Source organism: Mycobacterium sp. (assembly GCF_035274705.1).
Taxonomy (GTDB): domain Bacteria; phylum Actinomycetota; class Actinomycetes; order Mycobacteriales; family Mycobacteriaceae; genus Mycobacterium.
Genome location: NZ_DATENY010000057.1, coordinates 48,539 through 64,487 on the forward strand (window position 1 = coordinate 48,539; position 15,949 = coordinate 64,487).

The following is a 15,949-nucleotide window of genomic DNA, read 5'->3' on the forward strand; positions in this document are numbered from 1 at the left end:
AGACGAGGCTAACCTCCTGACTGCTTGACCCCGGTGACCATGACGTTGTAGAACCAGCCCTTGGGCACCACGCGGCGCCAAAGGTTGTCGTCGACCCAGCTCAGAGTGATCCAGCTGCCGAATGCGAACTTCCCCCAGCCCCAGCCCAACCGGCCGGGCGGGACCGTTGCTTCGAAGGTGCGCAGCGGCCAGCCCAGCATCGCGGCAGTGAACTCGGTTGTGGTGCTGGTTACGTCGACGGCGCCCGCATTGACCGCCATCCGTTCCAGGTCACCCGGATCGAACGTATGCAGGTCGACCACCCACTCCAGCGCAGCGGCCCGAGAATTCTCGTCGATTTCCTCCTGCGGCCGCCGCCAACTCTGCAGCCCCGGCAGCTTCATCGCTCGGATGGTCACGTTCCAGGTCAGGTCTGCAAGTGCACGTGCGTACGTGTTGCCCACTGTGGTGGGCTCGCCGGCGAACACGAACCGGCCGCCCGGTTTGAGCACCCGCACGACCTCGCGCAGCGACAACTCGACGTCGGGGATGTGATGAAGCACGGCGTGCCCGACGACGAGGTCGAAGGTGTTGTCGTCGTACGGGATGCCCTCGGCGTCGGCGACCCGTCCGTCGATGTCGAGGCCCAGATTCTCCCCGTTGCGGGTAGCCACCTTCACCATGCCCGGCGACAGATCGGTCACCGAGCCGCGGCGAGCCACACCGGCCTGTATCAGATTGAGCAGGAAGAACCCACTTCCGCAGCCCAATTCCAGGGCCCGCTCGTACGGCAACGCCCGAAGCTCCTCCTCGGGCACCGTCGCGTCAAAAAGATCGCGGGCGTAGTCGACGCAGCGCTTGTCGTAGGAGATCGACCATTTGTCGTCGTAGCTCTCGGCCTCCCAGTCGTGGTACAGCACCTGGGCGAGCTTGGAGTCGTGGCGGGCCGCTTCCACCTCTTCCGCGGTGGCGTGCGGATTCGGAGCCGGCTGGCCGGCGACATCGGAGGGAGCGCTGGGTTCCTCAAAACTCATAACAGGGCAGCCTAATAGCCAGTGAAGGTGGCTTTCGCGGCAGCCAATACCTGCGGAGGATGGTCCAGGAAGCGCTGGGCCCAGGCCACCGCGGCGTCGTACACGCCGTCCGGGGCCACCGTCTCGTCGATCAGACCGAGCGCCTGAGCCTCCTTGGCGTCGATGAACCGCCCAGAAAACACCAGGTCCTTGGCCTTGCTGTCGCCAACCGCCCGGGCCAGCCTTCCCGTGCCCCCTTGCGGGACGAGGCCGGCCAGGATCTCCGTCGCGCCGAACTTCACGTTGTCTCCAGCCACGCGCCAGTCCGCTGCCAGCGCCAGTGTCAGCCCGCTTCCGAGCGCGTATCCCGTGACAGCCGCGACCGTCGGCTTCGGGATCGCGGCCAGCGCGTCGACGGCTTCGCGGCACACCCGAGCGGCGACCTCGGCCTCGTCGGCGTTGAGCGTGCGCAACTCCCGAACGTCGTCACCGGCAGAAAAGATCTCGTGCCCGCCGAACGCGATCACCGCGCAGATGTCGTCGCGTTGACCCAGATCAGCTGCTGCAGATGCGAGCTCGCGGTACACCTGGCGGGTCAGCGCATTTGTCGGCGGGCGCGACACCAGCAGCGTGGCGATGCCCCGCTGTTCGTCGCTGACGTGGACGGAGACGAACTCGTTCATCATTTGTCGACGTAGCCCTGCGGAGCCCGGTGATTGCGGGCCGCGTTATACCGTTCGCTGTTGAAGAACTCGATCTCCCAGTTGCCGCCCTTGTCTGCGAGATGCGGCTCGACCACGACGATCTTGCGTTCCACCGCAAGCACTTCGGCCACTGTTCGGCCGGCCAATGAATCCAGCTGCGTCCACGTCGGTGGCAGGAGGAACGTCCGAGATTGCGCGAAATCCTCAAGCGCTTCTTCGGGAGTGATCCAGTCGGCCTTGTCGGTTTCGGTGTTGTCGCCGTCTGCCCGCTGGCCTTCCGGCAGCGCCCCCACAAAGAAGTACGTGTCGTAGCGACGGGTGCGCTCCTCCTTCGGCGTCACCCAATTCGCCCACGGCCGCAATAGATCTGCGCGCAGCACGAGGTTTTCACGGCGCAGGAACTCACCGAACGACAGCGAGTTGTCCGCCAGCGCCGTCCGGGACTCGCGGTAGACAGATGCGTCGCCGACGATGCCGTCGGGGTCGTCGGCCGGGCCGGCGAACAGCACACCCGATTCCTCGAAAGTCTCGCGCGCGGCGGCGCATACCAATGCCTCAGCCAGATCCGGTTCGACGCCGAATCGCTCGGCCCACCACGACGGCTCGGGGCCGAACCATGCGATGTCGGCATTGCGGTCGCGGTCATCGACGCCACCGCCGGGGAACACCATCACCCCGGCGACGAAGTCCATCGCCGAGTGGCGCCGCATCAGGAACACTTCAAGTCCCCGGGCGAGGCCCGGGCGGTTGTCGCGGATCAGCATCACCGTGGCCGCCGGCCGCGGGGTCAAGGGGTCTGGCGCTTCCTCCCCAGTCACATCGCTCCTACCCTCCGGAAAAGTCATGCTCGCCTCCTGTGCGCGGCCCTGGTACGTGTGCGACGAGCGAAGTAGCGCCCGTCGACGACTTCCAGCGCGATCGACTGACCGAACGCCTTGGACAGGTTGTCCGCGGTCAAGACATCGGACAACAGCCCGGAGTCGACGGCCTTGCCCTCCGAAAGGATCAGGCAATGGCTGAAGCCCCGCGGGATCTCCTCGACGTGGTGGGTGACGAGGACCAGCGCGGGTGAGTCCGGGTCGGCGGCCAGGTCCTCCAGCTGCGCCAGGAGTTCCTCGCGGCCACCGAGGTCCAACCCGGCCGCCGGCTCGTCAAGCAGCAGCAGCTCCGGGTCGGTCATCATCGATCGCGCGATCAGCACCCGTTTGCGTTCGCCTTCGGACAATGTGCCGTAGGTGCGCTCGGCGAGGTGCTCGGCGCCGACGCTTTCCAGCATGTCGATGGCCTGGTTGTAGTCAACGTCCTCGTACGTCTCGCGCCACCGGCCCATGACGGAGTAGCCGGCGGATACGACCAGATCACGCACCACCTCGCCGTCGGGCACCCGCTGCGATAGCGCTGAGCTGCTCAGGCCCACCCTCGCGCGCAATTCGGACATGTCGACGCGGCCCAGCCGCTCGCCCAGGACGTAGGCAGTGCCCGACGTCGGATGCTCCATCGCCGCAGCGATGCGCAGCAGCGACGTCTTGCCCGCCCCGTTCGGCCCGATGACGACCCAGCGTTCGTCGAGTTCGACCGACCAGGTGATCGGTCCGACCAGAAGCTGGCGACCGCGTCGCAGGGTGACCTTGGCGAAGTCGATCAGCAGGTCGGGGTCGGCTGCGTCTGCTGGGTCTTCTCCGGCGACTGGCACTCGACCATCGTAGTGACGCGATTTCGGCGCGCCCGCACGCGCCTCGCGCCGGTTTGCGCGCCAAAATCGCTGGCTTCGGCCACCGGCGACCACCCGCTGACCGCGAGCACACGCTTGGGCGTGATGCGCAGAAAGAGCTGGACCAGCGGGCCGATGCCGAACGCGTAGAGCACGGTGCCCACGCCGACGGTCCCGCCGAGCAGCCAGCCGACGGCCAGCACGGTGGCCTCTATCGACGTGCGGACCAGGCGCACCGACAAGCCGGTTCGCACCACGAGTCCCGTCATCAGCCCGTCGCGCGGGCCGGGGCCAAGGCCTGCACCGACGTACAGCACCGTGCTGACCGCGTTGAGCACCACAGCGCCAACCATCATTGCGATGCGCACACCAAGGGACGTCGGTGTCGACAGCACAGACAGCCCGGCGTCGACGGTGACCGCGATGACGATCACGTTGGCGACGGTGCCGATGCCAGGCCGGTTCCGCAGCGGAATCCAGGCCAGCAGCACCGCCACACCGACGACTGCCGACGCGACGCCGATGCTCATCGGCGTGTGCACCGTGAGGCCCTGATGGAAAACATCCCATGGGTCCAGACCCAGGCCGGCGCGCACCATGACCGCCATGGAGGAGCCGTAGCCACACAGACCGACCAGCAGCGCCGAACCTTGTAGCGCGGCTCTACGCATGGTGTGGGAAGCGGATCCGGATCAGCTCTAGCTCGCGGCGCACGCGTTCGGCGTCACGGTCGACGAATTCGGCGGGCATGCCTTCCACCGGGGCGAGAAGTTTGGCCCACAGCCGAGCCAGTCGAGATATCCAGTTCGTACTCATGACTCGATGATGTCGACAGACTGGTTTGCCTTTCAATAGCCAGTTAGCTCATACTGGCCTGGATATGACCGTGGACATGGCCGCCCGCGCGCTCGATGTGGACCTGTTGGCCCGCGAGCTCGGCAACTGGCGGACGTCCAGTCGCAGTGGGCCCGCCTACCAGGGGCTGTCCGACGGCATCCGGATGCTTATCGTCGACGGGCGCCTTCCCGTCGGCGCGCGACTGCCAAGCGAGCGGGCGCTGGCAGACGTGCTGCGGGTGTCGCGCACGACGGTGACCGCCGCGTACGCACAACTGCGCGACGACGGCTACCTCAATGCCCGCCGCGGCGCACGCAGCACGACGGCATTGCCTGAAGCGCGGGTGGCTACTCCCGCGCTGTACACCTCGCCGTCCGTCAATCTGGCCGTCGCGGCGCTGGCCGCTCCGGCGGGCGCGGTCCAGGAAGCCTTCATCGAAGCCACGCGGCAAGTGCCGCCGTATCTGCACCAGACGGGGCACGACCTGCGCGGCGTCACCCCGCTGCGCGACGCGATCGCCGAAAGATACTGCGCCCGAGGGCTTCCCACCGAGCCTGAGCAGATCATGGTCACCAGCGGTGCGCAGCACGCGATCAGCTTGATCCTCAGCACTTACACCGCCGCAGGCGACCGGGTGCTGGTCGAACAGCCCACCTATCACGGTGCCATCTCGGCGATCACGACCATGGGCGCCCGCCCCGTTCCCGTCGCACTCGGTGATGACGGATGGAACTCTCCGCGGTGCATGCCGCGATACGGCAACTGGCACCCACCCTGGCCTACTTCGTCCTCGACAATCACAACCCGACCGGCTTGACGATGCCGGCCCCGGCTCGAAAGCGGTTGGCGCAGATCATCTCCGAGACCCGGACGCATACGATCATCGACGAGACCATGACCGAGGTGTGGCTCGACGAGCCCATCCCGCCGCCACTCGCCGCCTCGATGACCACACGTCGCGACCTGGTGCTGACCATCGGATCGATGTCCAAGTCGTTCTGGGGCGGTCTGCGCATCGGCTGGATACGCGCCGAACGCAATACGCTCGCGACGATCGCGGGGCTGCGTCCCGCCGTCGACATGGGCACCGCCATCGTCGAACAGCTCGCAGCCGCAACGCTTCTCGCACAAGCCGACGACCTTCTGCCTGAGCGCCGCGAGATATTGCGGGCCCGCCGCGCACTGCTGCTATCCCTGTTGCACGATCATCTGCCGGACTGGCACGCTGCCCCGGGCAGCGGCGGCATGTCGCTGTGGGTGCGCATGCCCGCGCCGATGAGTTCGGCGCTATCGGCGGCCGCGTCGCGGATGGGGCTGGAGATTCCTCCCGGTCCACGGTTCGGCGTCGACGGGACGCTCGAGCGGTTCATCCGAATCCCGTACACACTGCCAGAGGAACAGCTCAGTGAGGCAATCGAGTTGCTTGCCCGGTCCTGGCGCTCGGTCACCGGAACAGCGACGCCCGAACGCCACGCGATGGTCGTCTAGAAAGTCGGGTCTGCCAAAGTTGGCGCATGTATTCGACGCAGGTCTCGCGGCACGTGAACGCGCCGCGGTCGGCTGTCTATCGTGCGCTACTTGATGCGGACGCGATCGCGAAATGGCGTGTCCCCGCTGGCATGAGCTGCCACGTACACGAGTTCGATGCCCGCGAAGGCGGGAGATTTCGCATCTCGCTCATATACGATGCGCCGGACCGGGCCGGCAAGTCGGAATCGCACACCGACACCTACCGTGGCCACTTCGCGCTGCTTGTGCCGGACGAGCAGGTCGTCGAAATGTCGGAGTTCGAGACCGCCGATCCTGCGCTTCGCGGGACGATGATGATGACGACCACGCTCACCGATGCCGATGGCGGTACTGATGTCCTCATCGTGCACGACGGCGTTCCCGACAGCGTGCCCGCCGCCGACAACGAAACCGGCACGCGGATGACACTGGCGAAACTTGCCGAGTTCGTTGAGGCATGGGGAGACTCGGAATGGTCGACTGCCTAGTCGTCGGGGATCTCAACCCGGCGCACCACCCCATCGCGCAAATCCGCCGCCTCGATCTCGCCGCGGGTGATGCCGAGGATGAACAGCACGGTGTCCAGATACGGATGGCTCAACGACGCGTCGGCAACCTCCCGTAGCGCGGGCTTGGCGTTGAACGCCACTCCCAGCCCTGCGGCGGCGAGCATGTCGATGTCGTTGGCACCGTCGCCGACGGCCACGGTCTGCTCCATCGGCACACCGGCCTGCTGCGCAAAATCCCTCAGCGCCTTGGCCTTTCCAGGCCTGTCGATCACCGGACCGATCACTCGCCCAGTCAGCTTCCCGTCGACGATCTCCAGCTCGTTGGCGGCGACGAAGTCCATCATCAACTCGTGCGCGAGTGGCTCGATCACCTGCCGGAAGCCGCCCGACACGATGCCGCAGTGATATCCCAAGCGGCGCAACGTACGCAGCGTGGTGCGCGCTCCAGGCGTCAGCTCGATCTGCGCGCCGACGTCGTCGAGCACAGACGCGGGCAGGCCGGCCAGCGTCGCCACCCTGCGGTGCAGTGATTCGGCGAAGTCCAGTTCCCCGCGCATCGCCGCTTCGGTGACCTCGGCGACGGCGGCCTCGGCGCCTGCCCTTGCGGCCAGCATCTCGATGACCTCGCCCTGGATCAGGGTCGAATCGACGTCGAAAACGATGAGCCGCTTGGCCCTCCGCGACAGGCTGTAATCCTCGAGGGCGATGTCGACGCCCTCGTCGACCGAGACCTGAGTCAGCGCTCGCTGCAGCTGTCCGTAGGCCGCACCCGGCGGCACCGAGACCCGCAGCTCCAAACCCGTTACGGGATAGTCGGAGACGCCGCGGATGAAGTCGATGTTGACGCCGAGCGCGGCGACCTCGCGGGCCACCACGCCGAAGGACTCCGCGGTTATCGGGCGGCCGAGCACCACGATCGTGTGGGTCGACGGTTCATGCATCACGGGCAGGTCATCGCTGCGCTCGATGCTCACGTCAAGACCCACGCCGTGGATGGCCGCCTCGACCTCATCGCGCAACGACTGCCCGCCGGCCACGTCCGATGCCCCTGCGACCAACACGCCCAGTGTCAACCGGCCGCGGATGACGACCTGTTCGACGTTGAGCATCTCAACCTTGTGCCGCGACAGCACCTCGAAAAGCGCCGATGTCACACCTGGTTGATCGTGTCCGGTGACGGTGATCAGCACCGACACCTTGGGTGTGCTCACCCCCGGGCGCCGCTACGGACCATCAGCTGGATTGGTCCGCCGTCTTGGCCTCGACCGCGGGATGGTGGTCGCGGCCGACGTGGGCCTCGGCGCGCATCCGATCCACCATGTGCGGGTAATGCAGCTCGAACGCGGGCCGCTCGGAACGGATGCGGGGCAGTTCGGTGAAGTTGTGCCGCGGCGGCGGGCAGCTGGTCGCCCACTCGAGCGAGTTGCCATAGCCCCACGGGTCGTCGACGGTCACCGGTTCGCCGTAGCGCCAGCTCTTGAACACGTTCCAGACGAACGGGATCGTCGAAATGCCAAGGGTGAACGCCCCGATCGTCGAGACGACGTTCAGGGTGGTGAACCCGTCGGTGGGCAGGTAGTCGGCGTATCGGCGCGGCATACCCTCGTCGCCCAGCCAGTGCTGCACCAGGAAGGTGGTGTGGAAGCCGATGAACGTCAGCCAGAAGTGCAGCTTGCCCAGTCGCTCGTCGAGCAGTCGGCCCGTCATCTTCGGGAACCAGAAGTAGATGCCCGCGTACGTGGCGAACACGATGGTGCCGAACAACACGTAGTGGAAGTGCGCCACAACGAAATACGAGTCGGTGACGTGGAAGTCGATCGGCGGGCTGGCCAGCAGCACACCGGACAGACCACCGAGCAGGAAGGTGACCAGGAAGCCCACCGAGAACAGCATCGGTGTTTCAAACGTCAACTGGCCCTTCCACATCGTGCCGATCCAGTTGAAGAACTTGATACCGGTCGGCACCGCGATCAGGAACGTCATGAACGAGAAGAACGGCAGCAGCACGGCTCCGGTGGCGTACATGTGGTGCGCCCACACCGCGACCGACAGCGCCGCAATCGACAGTGTCGCGTAGATCAGCGTGGTGTAACCGAAGATCGGCTTGCGCGAGAACACCGGGAAGATCTCGGAGACGATGCCGAAGAACGGCAGCGCGATGATGTACACCTCGGGGTGACCGAAGAACCAGAACAGGTGCTGCCACAGCAGCACACCGCCGTTGGCCGGGTCGTAGATGTGCGCACCGAGGTGTCGGTCGGCGGCCAGGCCGAACAGCGCGGCGGTCAGCAGCGGGAAGGCCAGCAGCACCAGGATCGACGTCACCAGGATGTTCCAGGTGAAGATCGGCATCCGGAACATGGTCATGCCGGGGGCGCGCATGCAGACCACGGTGGTGATCATGTTGACGCCGCCGAGGATGGTGCCAAGACCACCGACGGCCAGGCCCATGATCCACAGGTCACCACCCGCGCCCGGCGAGTGGATCGCGTCGGTCAGCGGCGTATAGGCGGTCCAGCCGAAGTCCGCGGCGCCGCCGGGGGTGATGAACCCAGCGATCGCGATCGTCGCGCCGAACAGGAACAGCCAGAACGAGAACGCGTTCAGCCGCGGGAACGCCACGTCGGGCGCGCCGATCTGCAGCGGCAGCACCAGGTTGGCGAACCCGAACACGATCGGGGTCGCGTAGAACAGCAGCATCACCGTGCCGTGCATGGTGAACAGCTGATTGAACTGCTCGTTGGACAGGAACTGCAGCCCGGGCAGCGCGAGTTCGGTGCGCATGAACAGCGCCATCAGCCCACCGATGAAGAAGAAGATGAAGCAGGCGACGCAGTACATGATGCCGATCAGCTTGTGATCGGTGGTCGTGATCAGGTTGTAGACCAGGTTGCCCTTGGGGCCGAGCCGGGCCGGGAACGGACGGCGAGCCTCGAGATCTCCGATTGGGGGCGCTTCGGCTACCAACAGGTCCTCCAAACATCCAGTCGGGACATCCCCGCAGACTTCACTGATGAATCCTATCTCCCGGCGGGGCCCGAAGTCGGGGTGGTCCTACAAACGGTCGTAATTGGTGGACCGCGCTGGTTGAGCGGCCGCCACGTGCCCGGATGTTACCGTCGGCGACGTGCTGATCAGCGGGCGGAAGCTGTCTGTCGCCGGCCGTCCGACTCCGGCTATCGGCCTGGTGGCCGGCGCGGCCGCTGTCGTCACCGCGGTTTCGATCACCGTCGTCACCGGGTGCGGATCGCCAGGGACGAGCTCGTCGTCGCCGGCCGGCCAGCAGTCCGTCATCACCAGCACCACCAAAATCGCCAACGCGGGGGTGCTCGGCAATCAGCGCAGGCCCGACGAATCGTGCGCACCTGATCCGGCAGCCCCCGACCCGGGTCCTCCCGACCGCGAGGTCCGCCACGCTGCCGGCACCACCACCGTGCATGCCGACCCGCAGCGCATCGTGGTGCTGTCCGGCGATCAGCTCGACGCGCTGTGTGCACTGGGCCTGCAGTCACGGATCGTCGGGGCGGCGCTGCCCGACGGGTCGACCACCCAGCCGTCGTATCTGGGCACCGTCGTGCACAACGTGCCAGGCGTCGGCACTCGCAGCGCATTGGATATGGCGGCGATCAAGGCCGCGACGCCCGATCTGATCCTGGGCTCGCAGGCGCTGACGCCGGAGGCCTACCCGGAACTGACCGGTATTGCGCCGACGGTGTTCACTGGGCCGCCCGGCGCGGCGTGGCAGGACAACCTGCGCATAGTGGGCGCGGCGACCGGACGCTTCGACGCCGCCAACGCGCTGATCGACGGATTCGAGAAGGACGCCGACAAGACGGGCGCCGACGACGACGCCACCCACTTCCAGGCCTCGGTCGTGCAGTTCACCGAGACCACCATGCGGGTCTACGGTGCAGACAATTTCCCCGGCAGCGTGCTGGCCGCCGTCGGCGTGGATCGCCCTGCACCACAACGGTTTACCGACAAGCCGTACGTCGAGTTCGGCATCACCGACACGGATCTCGAGAACTCCCCCGACTTCTCAGCCGCCGACGGCGACATCGTCTACATCTCGTTCACCTCGCCGGCAGCCAAGGACCGCGCGCCGACAGTGCTGGAGAGCAACGCGTGGAAGAAGCTGTCAGCCAACCGCGACAACCGGGTGTTCGCGGTCAACAACGAGGTCTGGCAGGGCGGTGAAGGCATCGTCGCGGCGCGCGCCATACTGGCCGATCTGAAGTGGGTCAACGCCCCGATCAACTAGGCGCCTGCAACGCCTGCTGACCGAACTGTCCGGTGGTCAGTGACCCGGCCGGGAGTTCGAGTTCGCCGCTGTCGATCCGGTTGCGCAGGTATGCGAACGTCTGCGCGGTCTGGGCGAACAGGTGCTCGCCCGCACGCAGCGTCGGACGAGAGACCGCACCGGCGGAGGCGAACTGCGGCAGCGGCTTGACTTCGGTGTGGTAGTCAACGTTGAAGAACAGCGGGAAGGAGTAGCGCTCCTCGGCCACCTTTCTCACCCGGTGGCTGGTCGCGACGAAAGCGCCGTTGGTCCACAGTTCCAGCATGTCGCCGATGTTCACCACGAATGTGCCCTCGACGGGTGGCACGTCGATCCACTCACCCGACCCGTTGAGCACCTCCAGCCCGGGCGCCGTCGGTTTGAGCAGCGTGAAGCATTCGTAGTCGGTGTGCGCGCCGATGCCCTGGCCGTCCTTGGCCTCGGGGTTGTAGGGGTAGTGCACGAGCCTCAACTGGCTCGGGGTCTTGGTGGCGTGCCGGGAGAACACGTCGGGGTCCTCGCCAAGCGCAACCGCGAATGCCCACAGCAGCATGTGCCCCACCGCGAGTACGGCCTCGTAGTAGGCGGTCACGGCCTCGGCGAAACCCGGCAGGTCCGGCCATGTGTTCGGGCCGAGCATCGGGTTGCCCGCAACGTAGTCGGGGTCGTCGGCGGGCAGGTCCAGCGCGGTGTCGAACGCCTCCTTGAGGTCCGGAGAGCCGGTCTCCACCCCTTCTTCGCCGACGGGCACGTAACCGCGGTGGCAGCGCGAGAGACCGATGTAGCTGCGCATCTTCTCCTCGACCGGCAGCGCGAAGAACTCCTTGGTCGCGGCCAGCATCCAGTCGAACAGCGACTCGTCGATCCCGCAGCCGCTGATGTAGAGAAAGCCGACATCGCGTGCCGCTCTGCCGATCTCGGCAGCGACGCGTTCCCGGTCGGCACGGTCCGGCGAGCGCAGTCCGCCGATGTCCACAATCGGCACCGAGGTGAACGAGGTTGCACCACTCATGAATTCACGTTCCCTTCGCATCGTTCGACCGTCCAGCGGACACCATTGGCCTGGACGTGCTCGCCGGTGATCACCAGCGCATTCCATCGCCGCCCGCCGACCGCGTCGATCACGACGTCACCGCCGCCCGCCCATCCGAAGAGGTCGCCGACGCGGATCAAAAGACCGGCGTCGCCGTCGGGCGTGGCAAGAAACAGCGCACCACACGGCGTCACGGCGGCGCCGTCGCGAGTCCAGTGCTCGACGTAGTCGGCGTGCACGCCGGTCTCGACGAGGATGCCGTCCTGCCACCGCATCGAGCCCTCATCGGGATGCGGCCCAGGCGGTTCGAGTTCGACGGCGCGGTGCCAGCTGAAGACGTCGTCGGCCTGGCTCAGCGTCCCGGCGAAACCTCGCGAGTCGACGTAGGCGGTGATGCCCTGCAGCCAGGTGATGTCGGTTCCGGTGTCACGTGAGCCGTCGGCCTCGATCAGCAGCGTGCGCCGCCACAGCCCGATGCAGTCGGATGCCAGCACCGCGGTCATGCCGACTCCTCCCACCGCTGCCGCAGGAGGGCCAACCCCTCCCCGGTCGGCGTTCCGAGAGCGCGCACCCTGGCGATCCCGCCGTCGGGATACGCCTGCACGCGCAGCGCGGTGATGCCGCGGACATCCACGACATACACCTGCCGGGCATCGGCTGCCAATCGTGTTCGGGGCAGCACGGTTTCGTCGAACGGCAACAGCGCCCAACCGTGTTGGCTGTCGGGCCGGGCACGCGTGCCGAGAACGGCCACCTCCGATGTGGCGTTGAAAATGAAACACGTCGTGTCAATCTCGATACGAAGCAGGTCTGCGGGTACCGCGAACGAAATCATCACCGCGTCATGGGTATCGGGCCCGATATCGCGGCGCCTGCGGGTTTCCCAGCCGTCGCCCATGTTGACGGGGCGGTTCGGAGCGATCAGCGCGCAGGCATGCGAGTAGAAACTGTCGCTGCACCACTCGACTCGGCCGCCGCACTCGACACCGGAGACCTCTACGGTGACGTCCGCCCACAGCGCCGGATCAGGGATCACCTCGCCGAATGCCCGAAGCCGGGCAACTCCCCCGTCGGAGTCCAGCCGCAACCGCAAATGACTCCAGCGTCGCGGGTTGTCGACCGCGAGCAGGTTGTGCGAATCCGGTTTCAGCACAGTCGATTCGACGAGCGGCACCCATACCACGTCCGGTGCGGTCGGGTCGCTAGCCGATTCGAGCAAGCAGCCGTCGATCCTGCAGCTTGTGGGATGGTTGCCCGAGAAGAAACGAGTATCGACGTCGATCTCGTGCAACCGTCCTGTGACGCCCAGCCGGACGATCACCCAGTCGCCGTTCGGCCACGCATGCCGTCGCGTCTCCCAGCCGTCGACGACCTCGCCACGCAGGTCGTACGTGCCCGGCACGAATACGGGCTCTGACGGGTCGATGAGGCTTTCCTTGCACCCGAACGACTCGTCACTGGCGGCGATGACGCTGCCGCCGAGGGCGCGGGACGCCAGATCGACTGCACTTGAGATTCGGCGCATCACGATTCCAACCCCAGCGCACTCGATATCGGCCAGTGACTGCGCGGGTTGTCCGGCCCGGGCGCGTAAACCCCGGCCTTGCTGGTCGACAGCCTCAACCCGACGACCGCTTGCGCCAACGCCACCGCCGCGGCCACACCATCGATCGCAGGGACACCGACCTTTTCGGTGATTGCCGCTGTCACTCCGGCCATCCCCGCGCACCCCAGGCAGATCACGTCGGCGCCGTCCTCGCTGACGGCACGGGCTGCCTCGTCGACGATGGCGGCGACCGCAGCGGTCGGGTCGGCGTCCACCTCGGCGGTGCCGAGTCCACAGGCGCGCACCGAGACGCAGTGGGCGGCGAGCCCGGCGAGCATCAGCCGCTCCTCGATCGGCGCGATCGACCGCGCCAGGGTCGTGACGACCGAGAACCGCCGGCCGATGAGGTGCGCGATGTGCGCCGCGCACTCGGCGATGTCGAACACCGGTACCGTCAGCATCTCCTGCAGGGCATCTTTGCCGTGCTCACCGAAACCGGCTAGCACGACGCCGTCGTAGTCGAATCGGCCCGCGTCGACAAGCCGGGCGACGACGTCCATCACCCCCACCGCCGACAGATAGCTTTCGGCCGCCGAATCGATGGCCGCCACCCCGAAAAGCGGCGCAATGCATTCGATCTGTGTGCCCGCAGCAGCCGCGTCGCGTGCGGCCGCGGCGATCTCGTCGGTCATCGAGGCGGAGGTATTGGGATTGACCACCAGAATTTTCATGCCGGTTCCCGCACCCCGTCGAATACAAGCCGTCCTGCCGACCAGGTCTGCAGCACCGAACCACGCAGCACCACACCGTGATAGGGGCTTACCGCATGCCGATGTCGAAGTGCGCCCGCGTCGACTACCTCATCTGCATCGGGATCGAACACACACAAGTCCGCGCGCAGGCCGACAGCGATCCGCCCACGGTCAACGAATCCCGCTAGCGCGGCGGGCTTTTCAGACATCCACCGGCTTACATCGGCCACCCCCAAGCCGCGGCGCACCGCCTGTGTCCACACCGCACGCGGCCCGAGCTGCAGTGAGCTCACCCCACCGAAGGTCCGCCCGAAGTCACCGTCGCCTTTGTATTTCGGAGCGCACGGCGAGTGGTCCGACACGACCATGTCCAGTGTTCCGTCTGAGAGCCCGTTCCACAGCAGGGCGCGGTTGGCGGAGCCGCGGATCGGCGGGCACGCCGCATACTCGGTGCCGCCGTCGGGAATCTCCTCGGCGGCGAATGTCAAGTAGTGCGGACAGGTTTCAGCGGTCACCGGCACGCCTGCCCGCTTGGCCTCGCCAAGCAGCGCCAGCACCCGCCCGCTGGAAACGTGCACGACGTGCGCGCGGGCACCCGTGGCCGCAGCGGTGTCCAGCACCAGCGCCACGGCGTCCTCCTCGGCGGCGTCGGGCCGGGAATCCAGGAACGACGTGTAATCACGGCCACTCGGCCGCGGACTCGCGTCGATGACGTCATGGCTTTCAGCGTGTACCAGCAGAACCGAACCGAGTTCGGCGATCTGCGCCATCGCCTGCCGGAACTGACCGGGCGTCAGGTGAGGGAAGCTCGGGTTGCCGGAATCGCTGAGGAAACACTTGAAGCCGCACACCCCTGCGGTCGCTAACGGAGCAAGGCTGCCAACGTTGTCCGGCACCACGCCCGCCCAATAACCGACGTCGACGAGGCAGTCGCCCTGCGCGGCCGCTTGTTTGACCCGCAATGCTCGGACGCTCGTGGTGACCGGGTCGGAGTCCAAGGGCATGTCCACCAACGTCGTAATGCCGCCGGCCGCGGCTGCTGCGGTCGCCGTCGCGAAGCCTTCCCAGTCGGTGCCCGGCTCATTGATGTGCACGTGAGTGTCCACGAAACCCGGAAGCAGGACCGCATTCGACGGCACCCACTGCTCGGACGCCGGGTAGTCCGCATCGAACGCACCGATCTCTGCGATTCGGCCGTCGGCGATCGCGACCGCCGCCGCCCGCAACTCGCCGTCGATCAGCACCCGCTCGGCGCGCAGCACCAGATCGATCATCCGAACCGCTCGTGGAAGTGGCGGGTCATCTCCGGCCACACATGAGGATCGTGGCCGGGTATCAGCGGAAACCCCTTGTCTCTGGCCAGTTTCTTGAGCCTGCGGATGGGCTCGACGGTCTCCTCGGGCGTGACGCCGATGAAGCCGCCGATTGCCAGCTCACCTTCGATGTTCTCGGTGAGATCGGCGGCGTCGAACGCGAACACGAAGCCGTCACCTCCGACGCTTTCGTCGAGTTCGACGACGAAGCTCTGATGGCCCGGCGTGTGTCCATAGGTGGGCACTGCGGTGATCCCTGGGGCGATCTCGGCCTCTCCATCGGCCAGTCGCCAGTCGATGCGCGGGTCGTCGAAGTCAACCCGCACGATCGCATTGCGTTCCGGCTCAGGATGATTGGACAGGCCGTATTCCAGCTCACGGCGTTGCGCATGCACCGGCACCTTGCCGGCGAACAGCTTCACGCCGCCTGCGTGGTCGTGGTGCAGATGGCTGAGAGCGACGCTGTAGATCTCGTCGAAGTCGACGCCGATCTCGGCGAGCCGCTGCTCGATCGGCTCTCCCGGTCCCGGCAGCACCGGACGGTACTCCACCGTCGGGAAGAACCTTCGGTACAGCGCGGGATCCCGGACCAGCGCGGTGTTGAATCCCGTGTCGAGCAGCACCCAGCCATCGTCGGTCTGCAGCAGCACGCCCGGAACCGGTTCGCGCATCCGCTCTTCCGGCGGCGCGCCGTAGACCGAAATCGACTTCGGCAGCTCCTCCCAGCCGAGTGTCAGCAGGACGATCCGGCGCACCTTTCCCAT

The 15,949-nt window shown here is 66.6% G+C and carries 16 protein-coding genes and 1 pseudogene; 3 read left to right on the forward strand and 14 right to left on the reverse strand.

Translation table 11 applies throughout. The features are described 5' to 3' along the window. Positions 1–8: 8 nt before the first annotated feature. The 6 genes from VJV41_RS13230 to VJV41_RS13255 are packed head-to-tail and all read right to left on the reverse strand — an operon-like array spanning position 9 to position 4,223. Positions 9–1,013 (reverse strand): class I SAM-dependent methyltransferase, encoded by a 1,005-nt coding sequence (locus tag VJV41_RS13230; protein ID WP_325334378.1) that lies wholly within the window; start codon positions 1,011–1,013, stop codon positions 9–11. A gap of 11 nt (positions 1,014–1,024) precedes the next feature. Then, a complete protein-coding gene (locus tag VJV41_RS13235) occupies positions 1,025–1,675 on the reverse strand; it encodes an enoyl-CoA hydratase (protein WP_325334380.1) in 651 nt (216 codons plus the stop codon). Continuing rightward, a complete protein-coding gene (locus VJV41_RS13240) occupies positions 1,675–2,541 on the reverse strand; it encodes an NUDIX hydrolase (RefSeq protein WP_325334382.1) in 867 nt (288 codons plus the stop codon). Before VJV41_RS13240 ends, VJV41_RS13235 begins: the two co-directional genes overlap by 1 nt. Then, positions 2,538–3,389: an ABC transporter ATP-binding protein gene (locus tag VJV41_RS13245; RefSeq protein WP_325334385.1), complete on the reverse strand. Its 852-nt coding sequence runs from the start codon at positions 3,387–3,389 to the stop codon at positions 2,538–2,540. The genes VJV41_RS13240 and VJV41_RS13245 overlap by 4 nt, the downstream gene beginning before the upstream one ends. Next, the gene (locus VJV41_RS13250) at positions 3,338–4,078 is read right to left on the reverse strand and encodes a hypothetical protein (protein ID WP_325334387.1); all 741 of its coding nucleotides are present in this window, start codon (positions 4,076–4,078) and stop codon (positions 3,338–3,340) included. Before VJV41_RS13250 ends, VJV41_RS13245 begins: the two co-directional genes overlap by 52 nt. Then, positions 4,071–4,223 carry a hypothetical protein gene (locus tag VJV41_RS13255; RefSeq protein ID WP_325334389.1) on the reverse strand — a complete coding sequence of 51 codons (153 nt, stop codon included), beginning with the start codon at positions 4,221–4,223 and terminating at the stop codon, positions 4,071–4,073. The genes VJV41_RS13250 and VJV41_RS13255 overlap by 8 nt, the downstream gene beginning before the upstream one ends. Before the next feature lie 64 nt (positions 4,224–4,287). Between VJV41_RS13255 and VJV41_RS13260 the strand changes: the two are divergent. Beyond that, positions 4,288–5,732: pseudogene (locus VJV41_RS13260) on the forward strand (PLP-dependent aminotransferase family protein). 26 nt (positions 5,733–5,758) lie between these two features. Continuing rightward, positions 5,759–6,241 carry an SRPBCC domain-containing protein gene (locus VJV41_RS13265; protein WP_325334391.1) on the forward strand — a complete coding sequence of 161 codons (483 nt, stop codon included), beginning with the start codon at positions 5,759–5,761 and terminating at the stop codon, positions 6,239–6,241. Here the strand turns inward: VJV41_RS13265 and serB are convergent. Together serB and ctaD are read right to left on the reverse strand one after the other, a co-directional pair. Continuing rightward, positions 6,238–7,473 carry a phosphoserine phosphatase SerB gene (gene serB, locus VJV41_RS13270; RefSeq protein ID WP_325334393.1) on the reverse strand — a complete coding sequence of 412 codons (1,236 nt, stop codon included), beginning with the start codon at positions 7,471–7,473 and terminating at the stop codon, positions 6,238–6,240. The two genes, VJV41_RS13265 and serB, sit on opposite strands and share 4 nt — an antisense overlap. 22 nt (positions 7,474–7,495) lie before the next feature. Then, entirely contained in the window at positions 7,496–9,229 is a 1,734-nt protein-coding gene (gene ctaD, locus VJV41_RS13275; RefSeq protein WP_325334395.1) for a cytochrome c oxidase subunit I, read from the reverse strand. A 160-nt stretch (positions 9,230–9,389) separates the two neighbouring features. On the opposite strand from ctaD, the gene VJV41_RS13280 reads away from it, so the two are divergent. Continuing rightward, positions 9,390–10,523 (forward strand): iron-siderophore ABC transporter substrate-binding protein, encoded by a 1,134-nt coding sequence (locus VJV41_RS13280; protein WP_414684947.1) that lies wholly within the window; start codon positions 9,390–9,392, stop codon positions 10,521–10,523. On the opposite strand, the gene VJV41_RS13285 is transcribed toward VJV41_RS13280, so the two are convergent. The 6 genes from VJV41_RS13285 to VJV41_RS13310 are packed head-to-tail and all read right to left on the reverse strand — an operon-like array spanning position 10,516 to position 15,949. Then, positions 10,516–11,553 carry an isopenicillin N synthase family dioxygenase gene (locus VJV41_RS13285; protein ID WP_325334397.1) on the reverse strand — a complete coding sequence of 346 codons (1,038 nt, stop codon included), beginning with the start codon at positions 11,551–11,553 and terminating at the stop codon, positions 10,516–10,518. The two genes, VJV41_RS13280 and VJV41_RS13285, sit on opposite strands and share 8 nt — an antisense overlap. Further along, on the reverse strand, positions 11,550–12,077 hold the full coding sequence (locus VJV41_RS13290) for a hypothetical protein (RefSeq protein WP_325334399.1): 528 nt from the start codon (positions 12,075–12,077) through the stop codon (positions 11,550–11,552). The genes VJV41_RS13285 and VJV41_RS13290 overlap by 4 nt, the downstream gene beginning before the upstream one ends. After that, complete coding sequence (gene alc / locus VJV41_RS13295) at positions 12,074–13,099, reverse strand: allantoicase (protein ID WP_325334453.1); 1,026 nt, start codon at positions 13,097–13,099, stop codon at positions 12,074–12,076. The genes VJV41_RS13290 and alc overlap by 4 nt, the downstream gene beginning before the upstream one ends. Then, positions 13,099–13,851: an aspartate/glutamate racemase family protein gene (locus VJV41_RS13300; protein ID WP_325334401.1), complete on the reverse strand. Its 753-nt coding sequence runs from the start codon at positions 13,849–13,851 to the stop codon at positions 13,099–13,101. Before VJV41_RS13300 ends, alc begins: the two co-directional genes overlap by 1 nt. Next, on the reverse strand, positions 13,848–15,185 hold the full coding sequence (gene allB, locus VJV41_RS13305) for an allantoinase AllB (protein WP_325334403.1): 1,338 nt from the start codon (positions 15,183–15,185) through the stop codon (positions 13,848–13,850). The genes VJV41_RS13300 and allB overlap by 4 nt, the downstream gene beginning before the upstream one ends. Next, positions 15,143–15,949 carry an N-acyl homoserine lactonase family protein gene (locus VJV41_RS13310; RefSeq protein ID WP_325334406.1) on the reverse strand — a complete coding sequence of 269 codons (807 nt, stop codon included), beginning with the start codon at positions 15,947–15,949 and terminating at the stop codon, positions 15,143–15,145. The genes allB and VJV41_RS13310 overlap by 43 nt, the downstream gene beginning before the upstream one ends.